The sequence below is a fragment of the Erwinia persicina genome (assembly GCF_019844095.1).
GTDB classification, from domain to species: Bacteria; Pseudomonadota; Gammaproteobacteria; order Enterobacterales; family Enterobacteriaceae; genus Erwinia; species Erwinia persicina.
Window position 1 is genome coordinate 4,388,879 of record NZ_CP082141.1, and the last position, 24,196, is coordinate 4,413,074.

Consider the following 24,196-nt stretch of genomic DNA (forward strand, 5'->3'; position numbering starts at 1 on the left):
TCTTGCTGACGATGCACAAACCACACCCCCCGCGCAATAAGCTGCCTATTTACCTTTCATGACAATCAGTTTGTTCTGCGCCAGCCAACCAACCAGGCAACAACGCCTGCGGCCATCAGTCCGGCAGAGAACACGTCCCATTCAGGACGCGACAGCAGGATTGCCGTCCCACTGAGCAACAATGTTGCGCCGACACCGAAGAGATAACGTGACTGATGCTGCTTAGCCCGCTCCCCTTTCAGATCGTTCGCCAGCCGGTCAACGCTGTGTCGCAAATGCTTGTGCTGACGCAGGCTGTCATAAAACAGCTCAGGCAGCTCAGGCAATTTTTCCGCCCAGAATGGCGCTTTTTCTTTCAGTGCCCGCACAATGGCAGGGATACCGACCTGATCTTTAATCCAGTCTTCAAGGAACGGTTTTGCCGTCTTCCACAAATCCAGCTGTGGATAGAGCTGGCGACCGACGCCCTCAACATACAGCAGCGTTTTTTGCAGCAAAACCAGCTGAGGCTGAACTTCCATATTAAAGCGACGTGCCGTATTGAACAGGTTGAGCAGCACATGCCCGAACGAAATCTCGGCCAGCGGTTTCTCAAAAATAGGTTCACACACGGTGCGTATTGCGAACTCGAAATCCTCCACATTGGTATCCGGCGGCACCCAGCCCGAATCAACGTGAAGCTCGGCGACTTTGCGGTAGTCGCGATTAAAGAAGGCAATGAAGTTTTCAGCCAGGTAGCGTTTATCTTCTTTGTTCAGTGACCCGACAATGCCGCAGTCGATGCCAATATATTGCGGATCTTCCGGGTGTTCATAGCTGACAAAAATGTTACCCGGGTGCATATCCGCATGGAAGAAGCTGTCACGGAACACCTGGGTAAAGAACACCTGCACACCGCGTTCAGCCAGCAGCTTCATATTGACACCGTGCTGTTCCAGCGTCACCACATCGGAAATGGGAATGCCGTAAATACGCTCCATCACCATCATGTTTTCCGTGCAGTAGTCGGAATACACTTCCGGCACGTAGAGCATGCGGCTGCTGTCAAAGTTACGTCGGAGCTGAATCGCATTCGCCGCTTCACGCAGCAGGTTCAGTTCATCAAGCAGTGTCTTTTCGTAATCCGCGACCACTTCCCGTGGGCGCAGACGTCGCCCGTCAGGCAGCAAACGCGGCACCCAGCGTGCCAGCCGATAAATCAGCCGCATATCCGCTTTTATCACCGGTAAAATGTCAGGGCGAATCACTTTGATCACCACTTCACGACCGTTTTCTTTCAGCGTGGCGGTATGAACCTGAGCGATAGAAGCGGAGGCCAGCGGGACGATATTAAAATCGTCGAACTGAGTTTCAATCGGCGCACCCAGTGACTGTTCGATCAGTTTAAGGGCTTTTTTACCGTCAAATGGCGCAACACGATCCTGCAACATGGCCAGTTGATCGGCGATCAGCGGCGGGAAAAGATCGCGCCGGGTCGACATCATCTGGCCAAACTTGATCCACACCGGCCCCAATTGCTCAAGCGCCAGGCGTAAACGCTCACCCAACGGCCTGTCTTTATGACGATTTGGCATCCAGAACAGGCATTTACGGCCGAACCGCAATGGCAGAGTGAGGCGTATTTTCGGGATCAGTTCATCCAGGCCATAGCTGAGGAAAACCCGAATAATCAGATAAAGACGGCGCAGTTCACCAAAGGTCATTTGGCCTCCAGCTGGTTAAGGCGAGCGTCCAGCGCATCCAGTGAACGCGACACGGCGTCCACTTCTTCAGCAAACCAGGCCAGTTCAAGCGAGCCCGGGGCCACACGCCACTCTTCGGTCAGCGTTTGCGACAGGTAGCTCTGTTTGCGCTGCACATCGCGGCGTACGGCATTAAAGCCGCGACGGGCAAACTGAGTGATGCCCTGAGCAGCGATATCACCGAGCCAGGGAGCAAGATACTCGGCAGGGTCGAGTTCCGCCAGGTCAAGAAGCGCGGAAAATTGCTGCACGACCTGGAGATCGCCGTCGACATCAAGCTCACCGCTGCGGATCAGCGAGGTCAGTTGCTGGCGGTCACGCAGTTTTGATAGCGTCGATAAGCGTGTTTTCACCGTACAGTCGGGCGTATCACCCCACTCACCTATCACATCAACCTGGTGTTCACTGAAAATAAAAATCAGGGGCTGCTTCAGCTCAGCCAGCAAAATGGCCAGGCTGCGCCCATTGAGACGTTGACGCGCCGCCTTAAGGCCACGATCGCGGTAGAGCAGATGATTAAGCGCGGTCTCCAGACTGGCAGTTAATAGCGGCGTTAATGTCATGCGTTTCCCTGCTTAAAACTTGAATCCGCGGTGCAAGGCAACGATGCCGCCCGTCAGATTGTGATACGTCGTATTTTCAAAGCCCACATCCATCATCATTTGCTTCAGGGTTTCCTGATCGGGATGCATACGGATGGATTCAGCCAGATAGCGATAGCTGCCGGCGTCTTTTGCTACCATCTCACCAATGCGCGGCAAAATGTGGAAGGAGTAAGCATCATAGGCTTTGCTTAATGGTTCGAACTGCGGCTTAGAGAACTCCAGTACCAGCAGACGGCCGCCTGGCTTAAGTACGCGGAACATCGAGGCCAGCGCTTTCTCTTTTTCAGTGACGTTACGCAGGCCAAAAGCAATGGTGATGCAGTCAAAGTAGTTATCAGGGAATGGCAGAGCTTCCGCATTCGCCTGAACATAATTCACATTACCGATAATGCCTTTGTTACGTAGTTTATCGCGGCCCACCTTCAGCATTGAACTGTTAATATCCGCCAGTACCACTTCACCGGTTTCGCCCACCAGACGCGAAAACTTGGCGGTTAGATCGCCCGTGCCACCCGCCAGGTCCAGAACGCGCTGCCCGCGGCGTACGCCGCTGGAATCAATGGTGAAACGCTTCCAGATGCGGTGAATACCGAATGACATCAGGTCATTCATCAGATCATATTTAGCCGCAACGGAATGGAAAACATCAGCCACCATATCGGCCTTTTCGTCTTTCGCGACCGTGCGATAGCCAAAGTGGGTAGTGTCCTTTGATTCATCTGCCATTTGTTTTGCCTGCTCTACAATCAAATATTAGCCAAGTGTACCAGAGTCACGAAGACCAGGCACTTGCCACACGTTTATTCATTGACGCGGCGAGTAAGTGCCTCCGGCGTCACCCCCGCCTCGTCAGCAGGCGGCGCGTCGTCGTCATCTTCCTCGTCATCAGCTTCAGGCAGCGCCTGCCCGACCAGCCGGGGATTGATCGGCCGTTTCACTTCAACGCCCATCTGACGGAACCCTTCGGTCTGGGCAATCAAATTCCCACGCCCTTCCGACAATTTTTTCATTGCCTGACGATAGCTATCCTGAGCCTTATCAAGGTTCTGACCGATAGCACTCATATCATCGACAAACAGACGCATTTTGTCATACAGTCTTGCGGCGCGATCGGCAATGCGCTGGGCATGGCGGCTCTGATGTTCATAACGCCACAGATTATTAATCGTGCGAAGCGCCACCAGCAGCGTGGTCGGGCTTACCAGCATGATATTCAGATTCAACGCCTCATTGATCAGCTCCGGCTGCCGATCGATGGCCAGCAGAAACGCCGGTTCAACCGGGATAAACATCAACACATAATCCAGTGAACGTAAACCGGGTAATTGTTGGTAATCTTTTCGACTCAGCAACCGTAGGTGCCCGCGTATTGCGGCAATATGCTCGCTAATGGCCAGTTCTCGTGCGGCGTCGTCCTCGCCGTTAAAATAGCGTTCGTAGGCGACCAGCGTCATTTTTGCATCGATCACCACATCCTTGCCCTGGGGCAGCCGCACAATCACATCCGGCTGCATCCGTCCTTTCTGTTCCAGCTGAATATTCACCTGGGTTTCATACTCATGGCCTTCCCGCAGCCCGGACGCTTCCAGTACCCGGCTGAGGATCACCTCCCCCCAGTTCCCCTGGGTTTTGTTATCCCCTTTCAGCGCTTTCGTCAGGTTTATCGCTTCCTGTGCCATCTGAGCATTGAGCTGTTGCAGGTTACGAATTTCATGCGCGAGGGTATGCCGCTCACGCGCCTCCTGACCAAAACCTTCCTGCACCTGGCGGCGGAAACCCTCCAGCTGTTCACGCAGCGGCGTGATCAGGCCGTGCAGGCTTTGCCGGTTTTGTTCATCCACCCGACGGCCGCTGTTTTCAAAGATACGGTTCGCCAGGTTTTCGAATTGCGCATTCAAACGCTGTTCGCTGTTAACTAACAGACGCTGCTTTTCTTCGGCTGCCATCCGCGTCTCTTCCAGCCGGATAGTGACTTCCCGCAGTTCGGCTTCCTGAGACGCATTAATTTCCAGCTGATTTCGCAACTCCCGGGTCAGTTGCTCCGCTTCCCCACGCCAGTGATCGAGCTGATGCAGCTTCTCGCCGGCTGCAGCAAGCGAACCGTGCAGCTGACGCAGCTCCTGTTCATTCTGTTTCTGCGTGTGGAGGTGAGCATCCAGTAACTGCTGCTGGCGCTGAAGCCCGGACTGAGCCTGTTCTGCCGCCTGCTGCTGCAGGCGACGTTCCGTTTCGGCCTTCGCCAGCTGTTGCTGGCTGCGGATCCCGGCGATCAGCCAGCCGGCCAGTAACCCGACCAGGCCAATCCCCGCACCGTAAATGATTGATGCATCCACCCTTCTTCTCCTGCTGAAACCCTGACAGGGGAAAAATAGAGGCGCACTGTATGAATGTCCAGATAAAAAGCAGCGATCTGGTCTGTAAAGGCAAAATTATCGGGGGGGATCGGAATTCAGAGGCAGGAAGATGGGAGAGTAAAGGCCGTGCCACAGCACGGCCAAAGCATAAGCTATCAGATCAGGCGACGTGCGGCCTCGACGACGATTTTAACGGCATCGCTTTCGGTACGTTTCATGGTTTCCGCATCAGGGATTTCCTGCTGGGTACGGTTCACAATCACCCCGGCCACCATCCCCGCACGCAGACCCTGACTGGCGCACATCGTCAGCAGCGTTGCGGATTCCATCTCGTAGTTTAGTACGCCCATCTGCTGCCACTCTTTCATTGAGTTCTGGAAGCGGCTTACCACGCGTCCGGAGAAGGTGTCATAGCGTTCCTGGCCCGGATAGAAGGTATCCGACGAGGCGGTGATACCAATATGGGTGGTGGCACCCGCCGCTTTCGCAGCCTCGACCAGCGCCGTGGTACAGGTAAAGTCGGCGACGGCCGGGAATTCCAGTGGCGCAAAGTGCAGGCTGGCCCCGTCGAGGCGAACGGAACCGGTGGTCACCAGCACGTCACCGACATTAATACCCGGCTGGATCGCACCGGTGGTCCCGACGCGCAGGAAAGTCCGAACGCCCAACTGCGCCAGCTCCTCCACCGCAATGGAGGTCGACGGGCCGCCGATGCCGGTAGAGCAGACGATAACCGGCGTACCAGACAGCTCAGCACGCCACGTGGTGAATTCACGGTGTGAGGCCAGGTGGACAGGATTGTCCATCAGAGCAGCAATTTTCTTCACGCGCTCCGGGTCACCCGGCACGATGGCCAGCGTGGCGCCCTGAAGGTCGGCTTTCGTTAAGCCAAGATGGAAAACGTCAGACTGTGCCATTTGAAACTCCTGTCACGGGAAGAGGGAAGAATGAACTTAAGACTACTGTAAGGAAATCCGTCGCACTTTTATGTGATAAGCGTCGACAATACAAATGAAAATTACATTTATTACATTGCTAATAGTGATCTAAATCACATCGCACAACCCAGCCTGACCGCTTTCACACGCCTGACCCTGTCGTTTCCCGTGATCTGATGATAAGAGATACCAGAGGTGATGTCTGACCCCGGCGCATTTCGGGCTATAGTTAAACCCTTAATGCCGATCGTATTTGTGCACGCATGGAGAGGATAATGAAAACCGACGATAACACGACGCAAGAACAGAACAACAACGGCTTCGCACCAGCCACACTTCCCACTGCCGCCACTACGATTACCACGGACAGCGCAGATATTCTTTCGGGTGAGACGTCAATTCCGACCCAGGGTGAGAACATGCCTGCCTTCCATGCGAAACCGCGTCATGCCGAAGGGCTGCTGCCGGTGGTGTTGGTGATTCAGGAGATCTTTGGGGTTCACGAACATATCCGTGATATCTGCCGTCGTCTGGCGGCTGAAGGTTACCTGGCGGTAGCGCCTGAACTCTATTTTCGTCAGGGCGACCCGGCGGACTATAACGATATTCCGACCTTGTTCAGTGAACTGGTGAGTCAGGTTCCGGATACTCAGGTGCTGGCCGATCTTGACCATGTTGCCAACTGGGCATCCCGCCATGGCGGTGATATGCGCAATATGGCCGCTACCGGCTTTTGCTGGGGGGGACGTATTACCTGGCTATATGCCGCACACAATCCCCAGCTTAAAGCGGCGGTGGCCTGGTACGGCAAGCTGGTGGGTGAAAAAACCATGAAACAGCAGAAACAGCCGGTCGATATCGCAGTGGATTTAAACTCCCCGGTGTTGGGGCTGTACGGCGGTAAAGACGACAGCATTCCGCAGGAGAGCGTGGAAACCATGCGTCAGGCTCTGCGGGCGGCCAATGCCACGGCGGAAATAATTGTTTATCCTGATGCCGGGCATGCCTTTAATGCCGACTATCGCCCGAGCTACCATGCCGAATCCGCTCAGGACGGCTGGCAGCGTATGCTGGCATGGTTTAAACAACATGGCGTTGCGCCAAAAGCGTAAAAAAAGGGGGCCCAAGGCCCCCTTAAAGACGACAATGACAACAACACAGAGAATTATGCGGTTTGCGCGTTGCGCAGGTTATGCGCCGCTTTCACCATGTTTTCCAGCGCCTGACGGGTTTCTTTCCAGCCGCGCGTTTTCAGGCCGCAATCCGGATTCACCCACAGCCGATCAGCAGGGATGCGCAGTGCGGCTTTCCTTAACAGCGCCTCCATCCACGCCACATCCGGCACGTTCGGTGAGTGAATATCGTAGACGCCGGGCCCGATTTCATTCGGATACTCAAATTCTTCAAACGACTCCAGCAGTTCCATATCCGAACGTGAGGTTTCGATGGTGATCACATCCGCATCCAGTGCCGCAATGGACTCCATGATGTCATTGAACTCGCAGTAACACATATGGGTGTGGATCTGGGTGTCATCCTTCGCCACGGCGGCGTTCAGGCGGAAAGCCTCTACTGCCCATGCCAGATAGGCAGCCCAGTCAGAACGGTGCAACGGTAAGCCTTCACGCAGGGCCGGTTCGTCGATCTGAATAATACCAATGCCGGCTTTTTCCAGATCCTGTACTTCATCACGCAACGCCAGCGCAATCTGTTTAGCAATGGTTTCCCGGGACACATCTTCGCGTGGGAACGACCAGCACAGAATGGTGACCGGGCCGGTCAGCATGCCTTTCACCGGTTTATCCGTCAGGGACTGTGCGTATTTCGCCCACTCAACGGTGATCGCGTCAGGACGGCTGATGTCACCAATAATCACCGGCGGTTTCACACAGCGGGAACCGTAACTTTGCACCCAGCCATTCTGGGTGAAGATGAACCCATCGAGGTTTTCACCAAAATACTCCACCATATCGTTACGCTCTGCCTCACCGTGAACCAGCACGTCCAGCCCCAGTCGCTCCTGCTCTGCTATCGCCTGCCTGATGTGTCCGGCGATCCCGGTACGATAGTGGCTGCCGTCCAGTCTTCCCTGTTTAAAATCAAGCCGCAGGCCGCGAATTTCAGTGGTTTGCGGAAAAGAACCAATGGTGGTGGTGGGCCAGGCTGGCAGCTGGAAACGCTGACGCTGGGCATGCGCACGTACCGGATAGGGGCTGTTGCGATGGCTGTCTCTGGCCGTAATCCCGGCCAGGCGCTGCCCCACTGCCACATTGTGTACGCGGGAGGAGTGCTGACGGGCACGGATCGGCGCGCTCCAGGCTTCCAGGGAGGCAGGATCCTTATGATTCAGGGCGTTGCTTAACAGCGACAGCTCGGCACACTTTTGCAGAGCAAACGCGAACCAGCTTTTCACTTCATCATCCAGACGAGTTTCGACGCTAAGATCAATGGGGCTGTGCAGCAGTGAGCAGGATGATCCGATCCACAGCTGTTTGCGCGTAGCCATCAGCGGCTGCAGGCGCTCAAACCAGCGGCTCAGGTCGGCACGCCAGACATTACGGCCGTTAATCACGCCAACGGAGAATACCCAGTCTGCCGGCACCGTGCGGTTCAGTACGGTGATGTCGTCTTGGCCGTGAACCAGATCAACATGCAGGCCCTGTACCGGCAGCGCGGTGATGGTGTCGAGGTTCTGGCCGATACGGTCAAAATAGGTGGTCAGCAGCAGTCGGGTCTGCCCCTGCAGGGCCGTATAAGCCGGTTTAAAGGCCGCCAGCCACTCAGAGGGCAACTCCAGTGCCAGCGCCGGTTCGTCGATCTGCACCCATTCAATCCCCCGTTGAGCCAGTTCGGCCAGCACCTGCTGGTAAACCGGCAGAATGTCTTTCAGCAGGCTCAGACGGTCAAACGCGACACCTTTCACCTTGCCCAGCCACAGGTAGGTCACCGGACCAAGCAAAACAGGTTTCACGTTATGCCCCAGCGCCAGCGCTTCATCGACTTCATCCAGCAACTGAGTCCAGGTCAGTCTGAACTGCTGGCCCTGAACAAACTCCGGAACCATGTAGTGATAGTTCGTGTTAAACCATTTGGTCATTTCTGCCGCCGCCGCCGGTTCGCCCGTCGGCGCACGGCCACGCCCGATCCGGAATAGCGTATCGAGGTCAACGGAGCCATCTTTATTCTGATGACGCGCCGGAACGTTACCCACCAGCAGGCTGGTGGTCAGAACATGATCGTACCAGGCAAAATCGCCCACTGGCAGCAGGTCAACGCCGGCGTCTTTCTGCTGTTGCCAGTGGCGCGCACGCAGTTCGCGGCCGGTGGCCAGCAGGTGTTCCCGGGAGCAGTTACCTGCCCAGTAGCTTTCCTGCGCTTTTTTCAGTTCGCGACGCAGACCAACGCGGGGGAATCCGAGAGTATGGGTAAGAATCGTCATCAGTGGTGCCTCGTTAGTAACCTTTGCTGAACCTGCTGGTGCATTTAGCCATCCAGATGTTTACACCGCTATAATGTGCAGGTACTGTATTATCCACAAGCGCAAAATATTCACCGTCGATGTGAAGGACTCTCATGATCGAACTTAAACACCTGCGGACATTGCAGGCCCTGCGAACGACAGGTTCGCTTGCCGCAGCAGCGGCTCAGCTGCATCAAACGCAGTCAGCGTTATCTCATCAGTTCAGTGACCTGGAGCAGCGTCTCGGTTTCCGGCTGTTTGTGCGTAAAAGCCAGCCTCTGCGTTTTACTCCTCAGGGCGAAATTTTGTTGCAGCTGGCGGAGCAGGTGTTGCCGCAGATCCAGCAGGCGCTGCAGGCCTGCCATGAACCTCACCAGACCACGCTGCGTATCGCGATTGAGTGCCATAGCTGTATCCAGTGGCTGACCCCCGCACTGAACAATTTCCGCCAGAGCTGGCCGCAGGTGGTGATGGATTTCAAATCAGGTGTCACGTTCGATCCGCAGCCTGCCCTTCAGCAGGGTGAACTCGATGTGGTACTGACATCGGATATTTTGCCGCGTAGCGGTCTGTTCTATGCGCCGATGTTTGATTTTGAGGTACGCCTGGTGCTGGCACCTGACCATCCCCTGGCACAGAAAGTCCATATTTCCCCCGAGGATCTGGCCCGTGAAGTGTTGCTAATCTATCCGGTACAGCGACAGCGTCTGGATATCTGGCGGCATTTTCTGCAGCCCGCTGGCGTCAGCCCGACGCTAAAAAGCGTGGATAATACGCTGCTGCTGATCCAGATGGTTTCAGCGCAGATGGGCATTGCCGCGCTGCCACACTGGGTGGTGGAGAGTTTCGAGCATCAGGGACTGGTGGTCACCAAAGCCTTAGGGGAAGGACTCTGGAGCCGACTGTACGCTGCAGTACGCGACGGCGAACAGCGCCAGCCGGTCGTGGAGGCCTTTATTCGTTCTGCCCGTCAGCACGCCTGCGATCATTTACCACGGGTGCGCGATGCCTCGCGTCCGGGTATTCCCCACCCGTACGTCAGCCCTTCGTAAGGCTTTGGCCGTCGGCGAAACGCTGGTGGAGAGGAGCGCCTCAGGTCAGCGCAATCCGCTAACGCAGATGCAGCCTGAGGTATGACGGGTTATACTGCGCGCACTGCAATTGTTTCACTACAGAGAGACCCTATGACCAATAACGATGTCCTGCGCAGCGTGCGTTACATGCTGAATCTGAGCGATGCTAAAGTGGTAAGCATTCTGGCGCTGGCAGAGAGCGAAGTGACCGAAGCCGAAGTACACAGCTTCCTGAAAAAAGAGGATGAAGCCGGCTTCCGCCCCTGCCCCGATGTCATCATGGGTTACTTTCTCAATGGCCTGATTTTTGAGCGTCGCGGTAAAAGCGAAGATGCCCCCGCCCCTTCCATTGAACGTAAAATGACCAACAACATTCTGATGAAGAAGCTGCGTGTGGCCTTTGACCTGAAAACCACTGATATTCTGGAACTGCTGAAAAGTGCTGATTTTGCGGTAGGACAGTCAGAGATTGGTGCTATCTTCCGTAAACCTGGGCATAAAAATTACCGCGAGTGTGGCGACCAGATCCTGCGTAATTTCCTCAAGGGCCTGACCATGAAAATCCGTCCGGCCAAAAAAGCATAACGTCTCCATGGCAGATTAACGTCACCTGATGGCGTTAATCTTTGCACTCACCATCAGTCCTGCCATCTTCCTTTTAGAACATTTTCACTCACCAAACGAAACCCCACTCACGGCATGGAATTACTTTTGTGACTATAATCACATTTTATAGTTTCATGGTGAAAATAAATCACCAATTTGTGATGTAGATATAGCCATTCCGTCATAAAACTGTAACATTTGCGCCTTTCTTCACAGTCAGCTTTTCTGATAACGACTACGCTATGCGCGAAATAGAACATTTACCCCTGATGACTCGGGTTAATGTTTCCTTTATCTGCGCATTCGAAGCCGGATAACAGACTTTCGAGCCATGGGAGGCCAAAATGTTAAGTTTTTTCAAACCCGCTGCACATCAGCCCCGCGTTGATGACAGCCGCGTTGATCCGTTATACCGCAAGCTACGCTGGCAGATATTTCTGGGGATATTCTTCGGTTACGCTGCCTATTATCTGGTGCGTAAAAACTTCGCCCTGGCGATGCCCTACCTGGTAGAACAGGGCTTCTCACGCGGCGATCTGGGCTTTGCGCTGTCCGGTATCTCTATCGCCTACGGTTTTTCAAAATTCATCATGGGTTCGGTGTCTGATCGCTCCAACCCCCGCGTTTTCCTGCCTGCCGGTCTGATCCTGGCTGCTGCTGTGATGCTGTTTATGGGCTTCGTTCCCTGGGCCACGTCCAGCATTATGGTGATGTTTGTTCTGTTATTCCTCTGCGGATGGTTCCAGGGGATGGGCTGGCCGCCGTGCGGTCGTACCATGGTGCACTGGTGGTCACAGAAAGAGCGCGGCGGCATCGTTTCCGTCTGGAACTGTGCGCATAACGTCGGTGGCGGCATCCCCCCTCTGCTTTTCCTGCTGGGTATGGCCTGGTTTAACGACTGGAAAGCCGCGCTGTATATGCCTGCCTTCGGGGCCATTCTCATCGCGCTTATTGCCTTTGCGCTGATGCGCGATACGCCGCAATCCTGTGGCCTGCCGCCGATTGAAGAGTACAAAAATGACTTCCCGCCTGACTACGACGAAAAACATGAAGACGAGCTGACCGCAAAGCAGATCTTTATGCAGTACATTCTGCCGAACAAGCTGCTGTGGTATATCGCTCTGGCCAACGTGTTTGTTTATCTGCTGCGCTACGGCATTCTCGACTGGTCACCGACCTACCTGAAAGAAGTGAAACACTTTACGCTGGATAAATCCTCGTGGGCTTACTTCTTCTACGAATACGCAGGTATTCCCGGCACGCTGCTGTGTGGCTGGATGTCCGACAAGGTCTTCAAAGGCAACCGTGGTGCCACCGGCGTATTCTTTATGGTGCTGGTGACCATCGCCACTGTCGTGTACTGGATGAACCCGGCAGGTAACCCTGGCGTGGATATGGCCTGTATGATGGTGATTGGCTTCCTGATCTATGGTCCGGTAATGCTGATTGGCCTGCATGCCCTTGAGCTGGCACCGAAAAAAGCAGCGGGAACCGCCGCCGGCTTTACCGGTCTGTTTGGCTACCTGGGAGGCTCCGTTGCCGCCAGCGCTATCGTCGGTTACACCGTCGATTACTTCGGCTGGGACGGCGGCTTTATCATCATGATCGGCGGCTGTGTGCTGGCAGTGATCCTGCTGGCGATGACCATGATGAGCGAGAAAAAACACAAACAGCGACTGACCTCACTCTGATCGGGACGGGTAATTATGTTGAAAAACGTTATCGCAACCGTGTTACTGACCACCTCACTCGCGGCGACAGCCGCGAGTACCTCACCGCTGGTGATTGCCCATCGCGGTGCCAGTGGCTACCTGCCTGAGCACAGCCTGCCGGCGAAAGCGATGGCTTACGCGCAGGGGGCTGATTACCTTGAGCAGGATTTGGTGATGACCAAAGACGATCGTCTGGTGGTGCTGCATGACCACTATCTCGATCGCGTGACCGACGTTGCCAGCCGCTTCCCGCACCGTGCGCGGGCCGACGGGCGTTATTACGCCATTGATTTTACCCTTGCCGAGATAAAAAGCCTGGCCTTCACTGAAGGCTTCAGCCTGGAACAGGGTAAAAAAGTCCAGACCTTCCCGGGGCGTTTCCCGATGGGTAAATCAGACTTCCGCGTCCACACCTTCGAGGAGGAACTGGAGTTTATCCAGGGGCTGAACCACTCAACGGGCAGGAATATCGGTATTTATACTGAGATCAAAGCCCCGTGGTTCCACCGTAAAGAAGGAAAGGATATCTCAGCAAAAGTGCTGGATGTGCTGAAACAGTACGGTTACACCGGCAAAAACGATAAGGTCTTTTTACAGTGCTTTGACTTTAACGAAGTGAAGCGTATCAAGACCGAACTGGAGCCGCAGCGCGGTATGAACCTGAAACTGGTTCAGCTGATCGCCTATACCAAATGGGACGAAACGCAGGAGCAGCGAAACGGTCAGTGGGTGAACTACGATTACGACTGGATGTTTAAACCCGGGGCGATGAAAACCCTCGCGCAGTATGCCGACGGTATCGGGCCTGACTACCATATGCTGGTGGCTGAAGGCGCTAAAACAGGCAAGGTCACGCTGACCGGCATGGTGCAGGAGGCACACCAGAATCATCTGGTGGTGCACCCTTATACCGTGCGGGCAGACCAGTTACCGCCTTACGTCAGCAACGTCGACCAGCTCTACGACCTGCTGTACAACAAAGCCGGAGTCGATGGTCTGTTCACTGACTTCCCGGATAAGGCCGTTCACTTCCTGAAACGCTAAACCAAAGGGCCGATCGCAAAACACGATCGGCCCGGAAGAGGGACAAGGAAAAAAGGTCGACCGCTAACGCCCAGTATTGCTGGCTGAACAGCGGAGCGCCCGGCTCCTGCATCCCGTCAGACGTTAAATAACTTACGCAGGTAGTTGGGCACGGCCTGGTCTGCATTCGAACCGATCACTTCCAGTTCAGGCAGGATATCTTTCAGGCGCTGGTGAGAGTTACTCATGATGCAACCTTTGCCTGCCATACTGAGCATCTCTTTATCATTCATGCCATCCCCGAAGGCGATGCACTCCTGCAGTGAATAACCCAGTGATTTAGAGACTGCGTCCAGCGCATGTCCTTTCGATACGCCACCAGCCATCACTTCCAGACAGGTTGGCAGTGAGAAGCTGACGTTCACCCGATCGCCCCAGCGCGCCATCAGCGCCTGCTCAAGCGGGACCAGCAGTTCAGGGATCGCACAGGTAAAGAACACCTTGCTGATGCCGTCGGTCGCCAGTTGCCCGGGCTGATAAACCTGGTAGTTGAAGTCAGACTCGCGGAAAAAATCCATCTCATCCGGGCGGTGACGGTTCAGGAACCACTCTTCATCCCGGTACACGTTGGTATAAATATCCGGGTTGGTGTGCTGCAGAGCAAACAACTCAAGCGCAATATCTTCATCAAGATTATGGCTGAACACCAGCTCACCCGCCGTGTTGTGCACGCGCGCGCCGTTGGAAGTGATCATATAGGCATCAATACCCAGACTGTCGCGCATTTGGGCCACGTCAATATAGTGGCGGCCCGTAGCGAAGACAAAATGTATGCCTTTGCGGGTCAGCAACTGCAATGTCTCGCGAGCATAGGAAGAGAGCGTGTGGTCGGGTGACAGCAGCGTGCCATCCAGGTCTGAAGCAACAATACGGTACATAACACCTCTGGTTAATATGTTCTGACGGGCAGCATCACCCACCGGTATAGCATTCTGCCCGCTCAGGGGTGGCGGGAAAAAAAGGCCAGGATGGCATCCAGCGCTCTGGCGCGCATGCTGTCTTTTTCGAACAGGATCTCATGGCGGGCCCCCTCAATCACCATCGGTCTGCCGCCTTCACAGGGCTGGCCTGCAGCCACCATCGTCTGACAAAACAGATCCTGAGCACGGTTATCAACGACTTTATCGTCAGCGGCCTGCAGCAGCAGCAGGGGCGTCGATATCTGTGCTGCCTGGCTTAAAATACTGTGCCCGGCACGTACCCCTTCGCGCACCCAGTGATAGGTCGGGCCGCCCACCCGCAGTCCCGGGTCGTCGGCATAAAAGCGCAGATTACGGCGATAGCGTTCGCGACTGTGCGTAAGTTCATTGATGGCAAACGGTCGGGCATGCCATTTCCCGGTGCCCAGCGCATAGCCTTCGCGCATAGCCGGGTATTTTTCCGCCCAGTTAAGGATCGAATGGGCCATCCATAAGGGCATGGGCAGAAAAATACCGAACATCGGTGACGCGAGCGCTACGGCATTAAACGCCGCAGGCTGTCGTGCCAGCATCAGGGCCAGTATTGCCCCGCCCATCGAATGGGCCAGCGCATAGCGATGGCGGTAGTGACGGGCCACAATCTCTTTCAGATAGAGCGTTTCCAGATCATCGACATAATCTTCAAACTCGACGACATGACCACGGTGTGAATCCTGCAGCAGACGCCCCGATCGCCCCTGTCCCCGATGATCCATAATGATCACATCGTAGCCACTGTGGAACAGATCATAGGCCAGCTCCGGGTATTTCACATAGCTTTCAATACGCCCCGGGCAAAGCAGGATAACTTTATCGTGTTGCGGCGAGATGAAGCGCACATAGCGGATCGGCACGTTTTCGACACCCGCAAATTCGCCCTCTTCGCGCAGCTTCCAGAAATCCAGCAACGGGCCGGTGGCAAAAGCCGCGAAGGCCTTTTCACGCGTCAGCCAGTTGTGTTTATGATGTTCCATCGGACTTTTTCCAGAAGGGGCATTGCCCTAAAAAAAGGAGCAGGGTTCCCCATAGCGCCATGTTCAACAATAACGTATTGTGTCACAAATGAGCGTTTTTCGGGAGCTTTACCCATGACCATCGAGTGGTGGCTGACCTATCTGTTAACAACCTGTATTTTAAGTTTGTCGCCGGGCTCCGGGGCTATCAATACCATGAGTACCGGGATCAGCCACGGCTACCGTGGCGCCGTCGCGTCAATTTCCGGCCTTCAGGTCGGCCTGTCGCTGCACATTGTGCTGGTGGGTATTGGTCTGGGCGCGCTGTTTTCACAGTCACTCCTGGCCTTTGAGATCCTGAAGTGGGCGGGAGCCGCCTATCTGGTCTGGCTGGGCATCCAGCAGTGGCGCTCCGCCGGGGCTATCGACCTGAACGCCGTGGCAAAAGCGATGCCACGCCGCAGGCTGTTTAAACGCGCAGTGCTGGTGAACCTGACGAACCCGAAAAGCATTGTGTTTCTGGCCGCACTGTTCCCGCAGTTTATCCTGCCACACCAGCCGCAGGCGATGCAGTACCTGGTGCTGGGCATCACCACCGTGGTGGTCGATATTATCGTGATGATTGGTTATGCCACGCTGGCGACGCGCATTGCTGTGTGGATCAAAGGTCCGCATCAGATGAAATTGCTTAACCGGATATTTGGGGGTTTGTTTATTGCGGTGGGGGCACTGCTGGCGTCTGCACGCAGGATCGCCTGACAACACGGGCCGACCGTAAAAGAAGGTCGGCCCCTACGGGATATTATGGCGAACGGTTGAATCGACATCACGGCCGGAAAAATTGGCCCGGGTGAATTATTAATCCTCGTCCACACCGTCGACATGCTCTTTGATCATCACCAGGAATGGCTTACCAAAGCGCTCCAGCTTCTTCTGTCCGACCCCGTTCACACTCAGCATCTCTGATGCCGTCAGCGGCATCTGTTCGGCCATTTCAATCAGTGTTGCATCGTTAAATACCACGTACGGCGGCACGTTCACATCGTCTGCTATCGACTTACGCAGCTTACGCAGCTTTGCAAACAGCTTGCGGTCATAGCTACCGGCGTAGGATTTCTGGCTGCTGTTGCGCGGCTTAATGGTGGCCAGGCGCGGTACGGCCAGCATCAGCGGCACTTCGCCGCGCAGCGTCGGCCGCGCAGCTTCCGTCAGCTGTAAAGCCGAATGCATGGCAATATTTTGCGTCACCAGCCCCAGATGAATCAGCTGCCGCAGCACGCTGGTCCAGTGCTCGTGGCTCTGCTCACGGCCAATGCCATACACCGGTAATTTATCGTGCTGCATGTCACGAATTCGCTGGTTATTCGCCCCGCGCAGGATTTCAACGATATAGCCCATGCCGAAGCGCTGTCCAACACGATAGATACAGGAGAGTGCTTTTTGTGCCTCCACCAGACCATCATAACGGCGCGGCGGATCGAGGCAAATATCGCAGTTGTCACAGGCCTGCTGCCGGCCTTCACCAAAGTAGTTCAGCAACACCAGGCGACGGCAGGTCTGCGCTTCTGCAAAGGCTCCCATCGCATTCAGCTTATGCCGCTCAATATCCTGCAGCGGCCCCGGCGCTTTCTCCTCAAGGCACTTACGCAGCCAGGCCATATCAGCCGGATCGTACAGCAGCAGCGCCTCGGCAGGCAGACCATCACGCCCGGCACGGCCGGTTTCCTGATAGTAGGATTCAATGTTGCGCGGGATATCGAAGTGCACCACAAAACGGACGTTGGGTTTGTTGATCCCCATACCAAAAGCCACGGTCGCGACGACGATTTGCAGGTCATCACGCTGGAAGGCTTCCTGTACGTGGGCGCGATGCGCGTTATCCATACCGGCATGATAAGCCCCGACGCTGAGGCCACGGCTTTGCAGTCGGGCGGCGGTGTCTTCCACCTTTGCCCGGCTGTTACAGTAAATGATGCCGCACTTACCGCGCTGATCCTGCACGTAGCGCAGCAGCTGTTCGGTCGGTTTGAATTTTTCCACCAGTGTGTAACGAATATTCGGCCGGTCAAAGCTGCTGATCTGGATCAGCGGATCGTTCAGCTGTAGCAGCCGGGCGATATCGTTACGGGTGGTTTCATCAGCGGTGGCGGTCAGTGCCATCACCGGCACATCAGGCAGCCGCTGACGCAGCTGGCCCAGCGCACCGTATTCAGGGCGGAAATCATGCCCCCACTGGGAAATGCAGTGGGCTTCATCCACCGCCAGCATGGCCGGGTTCCAGTGCATCAACTGCTCAAGGAAGTTGTCCATCATCAGGCGTTCAGGGGCGATGTAGAGCAGGCGAATTCTGCCAGTTCGGCACCCGGCCATCACCTCTTGCTGCTCTTCACGATTTTGCGTCGAGTTAAGGCACGCAGCCGATACACCGTTGGCCAGCAGTTGATCCACCTGATCTTTCATCAGCGAGATCAGCGGTGACACCACCAGCGTCAGGCCTTCGCGCACCAGCGCAGGGATCTGATAGCAGAGGGATTTTCCTCCGCCGGTTGGCATCACTACCAGACAGTCACGCCCGTTCAGCGATTCCTGAATGATGTTCTGTTGTCCAGGGCGAAACTGCTGATAGCCGAAGGTCTCACGTAATACCTGCTCTGCCAGCGTTTCTTTGTTGATCACTGCTGCCGTAGACACATCGTCCCCAAATCTGTAATGACAAAAATTCTGGCCGGGGCATCTGCACGCCCCGGTCACGACAACCTTAGAACAGGTCGTTGAGCGTCACGCCGACACCGACGCGCGTTTGACGGTGGTTATAGTCGATGAGCGATTCGCCGTAACCACTAAACACCTGCGTGTAAAAACGCACATGATCGGTAAGCGGATAGCTCCACCCCAGTTCAGCGCCACCGTAGCCGCTGTTCCAGTTGTAGTTGCTTCTTACGCTGAAGATGCTGTCACCCATCTGGTAACCTACCGTCAGGCGATAATACCCCATGTACTTAGTGATATCAGGGTTATCATCGTTATTTTCACTCTCTGGAAGGCGGAACCAGGGTTTCGCTTCCACCATCCAGTTTCCATTCTGCGCCATCAGACGGGCATACACCCGGTTCCAGCTTCGTGACGTGGGATCTGAACGCCCATTAGACTGGTGGTTGAGGCCCGTCTCCACATCGCGCAGCGTCCAGCCGGCAAAACTGTAGTCCGTTGCCCAGCCGAGGAAGATCTGTGGCTCATAGTTGGTTTCGCGGAATGGCGATGAGGCACCCCGGTTGGAAAGCTGCCACCAGGATCGCTGAGTATAGGACGCCGCCAGCACAGAGTTATCACCAAGAATGCCGCGCCACAGTGGGAAGGCCAGACTCAGCTGGAACTTCACTTCATCGTGCTTGGCTTTGTTACCCCAGTCGTAAGACTCGATCGCGTCCTTGTTGATATTGCTGGTATCGGTATACAGCAGATAGTTGTTTTCATAAGGAAACAGGATAAAGGGGTTGTCATGCTTCTCCAGTAAGTTGGCGATAATACTGCCACGCACGGCTGGCTGGTCATGCACTTCTTTTACCGTGGCTTCCTGCGCCAGTACTAACGTCGGAAACAGAATTGCTGACGCCAGCAATCCTTTCAGCAGAGCCATAGCGATCTCCCAGAGAGGCAAATTGAATAAGTGAATAAAAAGCACGCCATTCTACACAGAAAAATCCTGAGAGATTAGTGCTGATTTGCGAAAGTGGAAAGCACGGGTAACGAAGCATAATATACACATTCCATTAACCTGATTTTCTTTCATTTTGTTTTACAGGAAGACCCGATAATGTCAGCAGTACCTATGGATCAGACTGCCGCTCGTCGCCTGATCGGTGAGATTTTTGTTTACCACATGCCCTTTAACCGCGCGCTGGGGCTGGCGCTGGATCGTCTGGAGTCGGACTACGCCGAACTGAGCCTGGCAAACCAGACAATGCTGGTCGGTAACGCTGCGCAAAAAATTCTGCACGGAGGCGTGATCGCTTCCGTACTGGATGTTGCCGCCGGTCTGGTCTGCGTCACCGCGGCGCTAACGCGACAGGAGAGCATCACAGAAGAAGAGTTGCGTCAGCGTTTATCGCGTATGGGCACCATCGATCTCCGGGTGGATTACCTGCGTCCCGGCCGTGGAGAACGGTTCATTGCCAGCAGCAGTCTGCTGCGCGGCGGGAATAAAGTGTCAGTGGCGCGCGTGGAACTGCATAATGACGCTGGCGTCCATATTGCCAGTGCCACCGCCACATACATGATTGGATAACGTAATGAATCCACAGCAGACGCGTCAGGGCATTATATTTGCGCTGGGAGCCTATTTTATCTGGGGGATTGCTCCGGTCTATTTCAAACTGATCCAGCAGGTCGCGCCCGGCGAGATCATGACTCACCGGGTGATTTGGTCATTTTTCTTTATGCTGGTACTGATCACCGTCAGCCGTAACTGGCGCAGCGTGCGAACGCTACTTAAGCATCCCAAAAAAGTGTTGTTGCTGGCGCTTTCTGCGGTAGTGGTTTGTAGTAACTGGTTACTGTACATATGGGCGGTCAATAACCACCACATGCTGGAAGCCAGCCTGGGTTATTTTATTAACCCGCTGTTAAATGTGCTGGTGGGGATGCTGTTTCTTGGTGAACGTTTCCGCCGCCTGCAGTGGCTGGCCGTAGCGCTGGCTGGCTGCGGGGTGTTGATTCAGGTGTGGCAGTTTGGTTCGGTGCCAGCGATTGCCCTTGGCCTGGCCACCAGCTTCTCGTTTTATGGCCTGTTGCGCAAAAAAATTGCCGTCGACGCCCAGACAGGGATGCTGATTGAAACCAGCTGGCTTCTTCTTCCTGCGGCCGTTTACCTGTTTGCTCTCACCGACAGCGCGACCAGTCATCTGGGTAACAATCCGATGAGTCTGAACCTGTTACTGGCAGCGGCAGGCGTGATTACCACCGTTCCACTGATGCTGTTTACCGCAGCCTGTACCCGTCTGAAGCTCTCCACCGTCGGCTTTTTCCAGTATCTGGGGCCAACGCTGATGTTCCTGCTGGCGGTGCTGTTCTATGGCGAGAAGATGACGCCGGATAAACTGGTCACCTTTGGCTTTATCTGGGCCGCTCTGGCACTGTTTATTGCTGATGCCCTGTGGTCATTGCGGCGGCAAACTGCACAACGCATCTGAATTCCGCTATAAAAAATCGCCCCCTGGGGCGATTTTTTTGCTCTGATGACGCTTACAGCCAGTTCTTGCGCTTAAAGTAAGCGTAAGGCGCCAGACCGGCCAGAATCATCAGGGTAATCGCGCCAGGATAACCAAAACTCCACTTCAGTTCAGGCATAAACTCAAAGTTCATGCCGTAACTGGACGCCACCAGCGTAGGCGGCAGGAAAACGACCGAAACCACCGAGAAGATTTTGATAATGCGGTTCTGTTCGATGTTGATAAAGCCCATCGCCGCCTGCATCAGGAAGTTGACCTTCTGGAACAGGGATTCGTTATGCGGCAGCAGAGATTCGATATCGCGCAAAATCTCACGCGCCTGCTCCAGCTGATTGCCCGGCAGTCGCGCCTTGCGCACCAGGAAATTCAGGGCGCGCTGAGTATCCATCAGGCACAGGCGTACCTTCCAGCCGATATCCTCCAGCTCTGCCAGCGTCGACAGCGCCTCATCAAAGGCATCACCCTGCTGCCCCTCCATAATCACGCGGCTCAGCTTTTCCAGATCGCTATAGATATTCTCGATCTCATCTGCCAGCTGTTCAATTTTGGTTTCGAACAGATCGAGCAGCAGCTCATAGGCATTACCGTCGGTGAGCACCTGGTTACGGGCTCGCATGCGGTAAAGGCGAAACGCCGGAAGTTCACGTTCGCGCAGCGTGTAGAGGCGCCCTTCACGAATCGTAAACGCCACCGTTGAGTTACCGGCGTGGTCGTCAGCATCTTCATAAAAGAAGAAGGAGTGAATGTGCAGGCCGTCTTCATCTTCAAAGAAACGCGCCGAGGCCTCGATGTCTTCCAGTTCAGGACGAGTAGCCAGGCTCTGACCCAGCTCGGTTTGCACCCGATCTCGTTCAGCGTCTTCCGGTTCGATCAAATCCACCCAGACGGAACCGGTCAGCTCGTCCCTGGCTTCACTCTCATCCAGTTCAAGGCGGGTCAGGCGATTTTGGTCGAGTTTAAATGCGCTCAACATAAGCTGTACTCCCAATTCACAGTAACAAAATGGGACAGAGCGCTTGAACACGGGAAACAGATGTTTCAGTCAGCGATCACCACTGACTCAGAGCGACGGGAAGAACAGTCGCCAACAACCACGAAGGCTATCGGCAGAAGAGGATAGCCTTAGGAGTTGCACCTGGAATGCAGGTCAATGAGCCAGTATGTACTGGGTGTGTCCAAGGCGAATGTCCTCTTAGGGTAATGGTGGGCGCATGTTACGCTGAGACTAAAAAGCCGTCAAGCAGGGCCATGCGCCCTTCCGGCTGTCACATGGCTTCCAGTTTGGCATAGGCCGCCACCAGCCACTTAATGCCCTGCCCCTGGAAGGCCACCTGCAAACGACTGTGTTCGCCGCTGCCTTCCAGGTTGACGATGGTACCCTCACCAAATTTGGCGTGGTGTACCCGCTGGCCAAGGGCGAACCCACTGTCGTTTTTCGCGATCGGTGTACCCATTCGCTGATGATTGACCGGGCGGCTGACGCTGGCACGCAGGCGGACTTCTTCCACGCACGCCTCCGGCAGCTCTCCGATAAACCGCGACGGTCGGTGATACACTTCCTTACCATAAAGCCGGCGGGTTTCAGCATAGGTCAGCGTCAGCTTCTGCATGGCACGCGTCACGCCAACATAGGCCAGACGGCGTTCCTCTTCCAGACGACCGCCTTCGTCCAGCGACATCTGGCTGGGGAACATGCCTTCTTCCATACCGACGATAAAGACCTGCATAAACTCCAGCCCTTTAGCCGCATGCATGGTCATCAGCTGAACCGCGTCCTGCCATTTGTCAGCCTGGCCTTCACCGGCTTCCAGGGCGGCATGGGACAGAAACGCCTGAAGCGGCATCAGGTCCTGATCCTCATCCTGATAGGCGTATTGCCGCGTGGCGTTAACCAGTTCCTCAAGGTTTTCGATACGTGCCTGGCCTTTCTCGCCCTTTTCCTGCTCGTACATCAGCCACAGGCCGGAATCTTTAATGACCCGATCGGTCTGAACGTGCAGGGGCATCTCGGCCGTTTCCTGTGCCAGTGAGTCGACCAGTTCGGTAAAACGCTGCAGCGCAGAGGCAGCACGCCCGGCCAGCGCTTTCTCCTGCAGGAGCACGCGCGCGGTTTGCCACAGTGTCAGCTGGCGTTCGCGTGAGGTCTGCCGGACCACGTCGAGCGTACGATCCCCGATCCCCCGCGTGGGCGTATTCACTACACGTTCGAAGGCGGCATCATCGTTACGGTTGGAGATCAAACGCAGATAGGCCAGGGCATCTTTAATCTCCTGACGTTCGAAGAAGCGCATCCCGCCGTAAATCCTGTAAGGCATACTGGTTTGCAGCAGGGCCTCTTCCAGCACACGCGACTGGGCGTTACTGCGATAGAGAATCGCGCAGTCATTCAGCGCGCCGCCATTCTCCATCCACACCTTAATGCGGTTAACCACGAAACGGGCTTCATCCAGCTCGTTGAACGCACAATAGATGGCAATCTGTTCACCGTCGCTGTCTTCCGTCCACAGCTCTTTACCCAGTCGCCCGCTGTTATTGGCGATCAGGGCATTGGCGGCTTTCAGAATATTGTTGGTCGAGCGATAGTTCTGCTCCAGACGGATCGTCTCCGCCCCGGGGAAGTCTTTGAGGAAACGCTGGATATTTTCCACCTGCGCTCCGCGCCAGCCATAGATAGACTGGTCATCGTCTCCCACGATAATCACTTTACCCGTGTCACCCGCTAACATACGGATCCACGCATACTGGATGTTGTTGGTATCCTGAAATTCGTCGACGAGGATATTGGTAAAACGTTCACGATAGTGATTAAGGATGTGCGGCTTGTTCAGCCACAGCTCATGAGCGCGCAATAACAGTTCGGCAAAATCCACCAGCCCGGCCCGATCGCAGGCTTCCTGATAGGCCTGATAAATACGCAGCCAGGTCTGCTCTATCGGATTCCCGTAGCTTTCAATATGTTTCGGACGCAGGCCTTCGTCTTTTTTGCCGTTGATGTACCACATCCCCTGCCGTGCGGGCCACTGCTTCTCATCCAGATTCATCGCTTTGATCAGCCGCTTGAGCAGCCGCAGCTGATCTTCGCTGTCGAGGATCTGAAAGTCCTGCGGCAGATTCGCATCCAGGTGATGTGCACGCAGAAGACGGTGTGCCAGGCCATGGAAGGTGCCGATCCACATCCCGCCCTGGCTGGTACCGATCAGCTGTTCAATGCGGTGGCGCATCTCTGCCGCCGCTTTGTTAGTGAAGGTCACCGCCATGATCGAATAGGGGGAGCAGTTCTCCACGGCCATCAGCCAGGCAATGCGATGAACCAGTACGCGGGTTTTACCACTCCCTGCGCCGGCCAGCACCAGCAGGTTACTGCGCGGCGCAGCCACGGCTTCGCGTTGTTTGTCATTCAAGCTGTCGAGCAGGTCTGAAACGTCCATAAGGCACCGTCGGGGATCGGGGGCAGCATCAGGCCGCCCACTGGATATTTAACCA

20 protein-coding genes are annotated in these 24,196 nt (G+C 55.2%); 8 read left to right on the top strand and 12 right to left on the bottom strand.

The window, feature by feature from the left end:
* Window positions 1–65 precede the first annotated feature (65 nt).
* The 5 genes from ubiB to udp all read right to left on the bottom strand — a co-directional run bounded on the left by ubiB (window position 66) and on the right by udp (window position 5,618).
* A complete protein-coding gene (gene ubiB / locus K6L24_RS20255; protein ID WP_062748654.1) occupies window positions 66–1,703 on the bottom strand; it encodes a ubiquinone biosynthesis regulatory protein kinase UbiB in 1,638 nt (545 codons plus the stop codon).
* Window positions 1,700–2,305 carry a ubiquinone biosynthesis protein UbiJ gene (gene ubiJ, locus K6L24_RS20260; RefSeq protein WP_062748651.1) on the bottom strand — a complete coding sequence of 202 codons (606 nt, stop codon included), beginning with the start codon at window positions 2,303–2,305 and terminating at the stop codon, window positions 1,700–1,702. The genes ubiB and ubiJ overlap by 4 nt, the downstream gene beginning before the upstream one ends.
* A gap of 12 nt (window positions 2,306–2,317) precedes the next feature.
* Window positions 2,318–3,073: a bifunctional demethylmenaquinone methyltransferase/2-methoxy-6-polyprenyl-1,4-benzoquinol methylase UbiE gene (gene ubiE, locus K6L24_RS20265; protein WP_062748649.1), complete on the bottom strand. Its 756-nt coding sequence runs from the start codon at window positions 3,071–3,073 to the stop codon at window positions 2,318–2,320.
* A 74-nt stretch (window positions 3,074–3,147) separates the two neighbouring features.
* Window positions 3,148–4,680: a DNA recombination protein RmuC gene (gene rmuC / locus K6L24_RS20270; RefSeq protein WP_118665000.1), complete on the bottom strand. Its 1,533-nt coding sequence runs from the start codon at window positions 4,678–4,680 to the stop codon at window positions 3,148–3,150.
* 176 nt (window positions 4,681–4,856) lie between these two features.
* Window positions 4,857–5,618 (bottom strand): uridine phosphorylase, encoded by a 762-nt coding sequence (gene udp / locus K6L24_RS20275; protein ID WP_062748645.1) that lies wholly within the window; start codon window positions 5,616–5,618, stop codon window positions 4,857–4,859.
* Between the two features lie 296 nt (window positions 5,619–5,914).
* Between udp and K6L24_RS20280 the strand changes: the two genes are divergently transcribed.
* Window positions 5,915–6,751 carry a dienelactone hydrolase family protein gene (locus K6L24_RS20280; RefSeq protein WP_062748643.1) on the top strand — a complete coding sequence of 279 codons (837 nt, stop codon included), beginning with the start codon at window positions 5,915–5,917 and terminating at the stop codon, window positions 6,749–6,751.
* A gap of 53 nt (window positions 6,752–6,804) precedes the next feature.
* On the opposite strand, the gene metE is transcribed toward K6L24_RS20280, so the two are convergent.
* Complete coding sequence (gene metE / locus K6L24_RS20285) at window positions 6,805–9,078, bottom strand: 5-methyltetrahydropteroyltriglutamate--homocysteine S-methyltransferase (protein WP_222681786.1); 2,274 nt, start codon at window positions 9,076–9,078, stop codon at window positions 6,805–6,807.
* Between the two features lie 134 nt (window positions 9,079–9,212).
* Here metE and metR point away from each other — a divergent pair, with 134 nt between their 5' ends.
* From metR to glpQ, 4 genes are all read left to right on the top strand, one after another.
* Window positions 9,213–10,151 carry an HTH-type transcriptional regulator MetR gene (gene metR / locus K6L24_RS20290; protein ID WP_222681787.1) on the top strand — a complete coding sequence of 313 codons (939 nt, stop codon included), beginning with the start codon at window positions 9,213–9,215 and terminating at the stop codon, window positions 10,149–10,151.
* A gap of 132 nt (window positions 10,152–10,283) precedes the next feature.
* A complete protein-coding gene (locus K6L24_RS20295; RefSeq protein WP_062748637.1) occupies window positions 10,284–10,757 on the top strand; it encodes a YehS family protein in 474 nt (157 codons plus the stop codon).
* A gap of 365 nt (window positions 10,758–11,122) precedes the next feature.
* Window positions 11,123–12,469, top strand: coding sequence for a glycerol-3-phosphate transporter (glpT, locus tag K6L24_RS20300; RefSeq protein ID WP_062748633.1), 1,347 nt, complete (start codon window positions 11,123–11,125; stop codon window positions 12,467–12,469).
* 15 nt (window positions 12,470–12,484) lie between these two features.
* Window positions 12,485–13,534 (top strand): glycerophosphodiester phosphodiesterase, encoded by a 1,050-nt coding sequence (glpQ, locus tag K6L24_RS20305; RefSeq protein ID WP_062748631.1) that lies wholly within the window; start codon window positions 12,485–12,487, stop codon window positions 13,532–13,534.
* A 116-nt stretch (window positions 13,535–13,650) separates the two neighbouring features.
* Here the strand turns inward: glpQ and yigL are convergent, their stop codons facing one another.
* A complete protein-coding gene (gene yigL / locus K6L24_RS20310) occupies window positions 13,651–14,451 on the bottom strand; it encodes a sugar/pyridoxal phosphate phosphatase YigL (protein WP_118665006.1) in 801 nt (266 codons plus the stop codon).
* A gap of 62 nt (window positions 14,452–14,513) precedes the next feature.
* Entirely contained in the window at window positions 14,514–15,506 is a 993-nt protein-coding gene (gene pldB, locus K6L24_RS20315; RefSeq protein ID WP_062748627.1) for a lysophospholipase L2, read from the bottom strand.
* 114 nt (window positions 15,507–15,620) lie between these two features.
* Between pldB and rhtB the strand changes: the two genes are divergently transcribed.
* Entirely contained in the window at window positions 15,621–16,244 is a 624-nt protein-coding gene (gene rhtB, locus K6L24_RS20320) for a homoserine/homoserine lactone efflux protein (protein WP_062748625.1), read from the top strand.
* Between the two features lie 99 nt (window positions 16,245–16,343).
* Here rhtB and recQ read toward each other — a convergent pair whose 3' ends face one another.
* Together recQ and pldA are read right to left on the bottom strand one after the other, a co-directional pair.
* Window positions 16,344–18,176, bottom strand: a complete 1,833-nt coding sequence (gene recQ / locus K6L24_RS20325) for an ATP-dependent DNA helicase RecQ (RefSeq protein ID WP_222681788.1) — start codon at window positions 18,174–18,176, stop codon at window positions 16,344–16,346.
* 67 nt (window positions 18,177–18,243) lie between these two features.
* On the bottom strand, window positions 18,244–19,122 hold the full coding sequence (gene pldA, locus K6L24_RS20330; protein WP_062748621.1) for a phospholipase A: 879 nt from the start codon (window positions 19,120–19,122) through the stop codon (window positions 18,244–18,246).
* A gap of 177 nt (window positions 19,123–19,299) precedes the next feature.
* On the opposite strand from pldA, the gene K6L24_RS20335 reads away from it, so the two are divergent.
* Together K6L24_RS20335 and rarD are read left to right on the top strand one after the other, a co-directional pair.
* Window positions 19,300–19,770, top strand: a complete 471-nt coding sequence (locus tag K6L24_RS20335) for a thioesterase family protein (protein ID WP_062748619.1) — start codon at window positions 19,300–19,302, stop codon at window positions 19,768–19,770.
* A 4-nt stretch (window positions 19,771–19,774) separates the two neighbouring features.
* Window positions 19,775–20,674, top strand: coding sequence for an EamA family transporter RarD (rarD, locus tag K6L24_RS20340; protein ID WP_222681789.1), 900 nt, complete (start codon window positions 19,775–19,777; stop codon window positions 20,672–20,674).
* A gap of 52 nt (window positions 20,675–20,726) precedes the next feature.
* Here the strand turns inward: rarD and corA are convergent, their stop codons facing one another.
* Both corA and uvrD read right to left on the bottom strand, forming a co-directional pair.
* The gene (gene corA / locus K6L24_RS20345) at window positions 20,727–21,686 is read right to left on the bottom strand and encodes a magnesium/cobalt transporter CorA (protein ID WP_062748614.1); all 960 of its coding nucleotides are present in this window, start codon (window positions 21,684–21,686) and stop codon (window positions 20,727–20,729) included.
* A gap of 292 nt (window positions 21,687–21,978) precedes the next feature.
* Window positions 21,979–24,141 carry a DNA helicase II gene (gene uvrD, locus K6L24_RS20350; protein WP_062748612.1) on the bottom strand — a complete coding sequence of 721 codons (2,163 nt, stop codon included), beginning with the start codon at window positions 24,139–24,141 and terminating at the stop codon, window positions 21,979–21,981.
* Window positions 24,142–24,196 lie beyond the last annotated feature (55 nt).

Bases quoted from the DNA above. Each gene is read 5' to 3' on its own strand.
- metE (WP_222681786.1), bottom strand. From the start codon at position 9,078: ATGACGATTCTTACCCATACTCTCGGATTCCCCCGCGTTGGTCTGCGT.
- pldB (WP_062748627.1), bottom strand. From the start codon at position 15,506: ATGGAACATCATAAACACAACTGGCTGACGCGTGAAAAGGCCTTCGCG.
- rhtB (WP_062748625.1), top strand. From the start codon at position 15,621: ATGACCATCGAGTGGTGGCTGACCTATCTGTTAACAACCTGTATTTTA.
- glpQ (WP_062748631.1), top strand. From the start codon at position 12,485: ATGTTGAAAAACGTTATCGCAACCGTGTTACTGACCACCTCACTCGCG.
- uvrD (WP_062748612.1), bottom strand. From the start codon at position 24,141: ATGGACGTTTCAGACCTGCTCGACAGCTTGAATGACAAACAACGCGAA.
- udp (WP_062748645.1), bottom strand. From the start codon at position 5,618: ATGGCACAGTCTGACGTTTTCCATCTTGGCTTAACGAAAGCCGACCTT.
- metR (WP_222681787.1), top strand. From the start codon at position 9,213: ATGATCGAACTTAAACACCTGCGGACATTGCAGGCCCTGCGAACGACA.
- corA (WP_062748614.1), bottom strand. From the start codon at position 21,686: ATGTTGAGCGCATTTAAACTCGACCAAAATCGCCTGACCCGCCTTGAA.
- ubiB (WP_062748654.1), bottom strand. From the start codon at position 1,703: ATGACCTTTGGTGAACTGCGCCGTCTTTATCTGATTATTCGGGTTTTC.
- K6L24_RS20335 (WP_062748619.1), top strand. From the start codon at position 19,300: ATGTCAGCAGTACCTATGGATCAGACTGCCGCTCGTCGCCTGATCGGT.
- ubiE (WP_062748649.1), bottom strand. From the start codon at position 3,073: ATGGCAGATGAATCAAAGGACACTACCCACTTTGGCTATCGCACGGTC.
- glpT (WP_062748633.1), top strand. From the start codon at position 11,123: ATGTTAAGTTTTTTCAAACCCGCTGCACATCAGCCCCGCGTTGATGAC.
- K6L24_RS20280 (WP_062748643.1), top strand. From the start codon at position 5,915: ATGAAAACCGACGATAACACGACGCAAGAACAGAACAACAACGGCTTC.
- pldA (WP_062748621.1), bottom strand. From the start codon at position 19,122: ATGGCTCTGCTGAAAGGATTGCTGGCGTCAGCAATTCTGTTTCCGACG.
- ubiJ (WP_062748651.1), bottom strand. From the start codon at position 2,305: ATGACATTAACGCCGCTATTAACTGCCAGTCTGGAGACCGCGCTTAAT.
- K6L24_RS20295 (WP_062748637.1), top strand. From the start codon at position 10,284: ATGACCAATAACGATGTCCTGCGCAGCGTGCGTTACATGCTGAATCTG.
- yigL (WP_118665006.1), bottom strand. From the start codon at position 14,451: ATGTACCGTATTGTTGCTTCAGACCTGGATGGCACGCTGCTGTCACCC.
- rarD (WP_222681789.1), top strand. From the start codon at position 19,775: ATGAATCCACAGCAGACGCGTCAGGGCATTATATTTGCGCTGGGAGCC.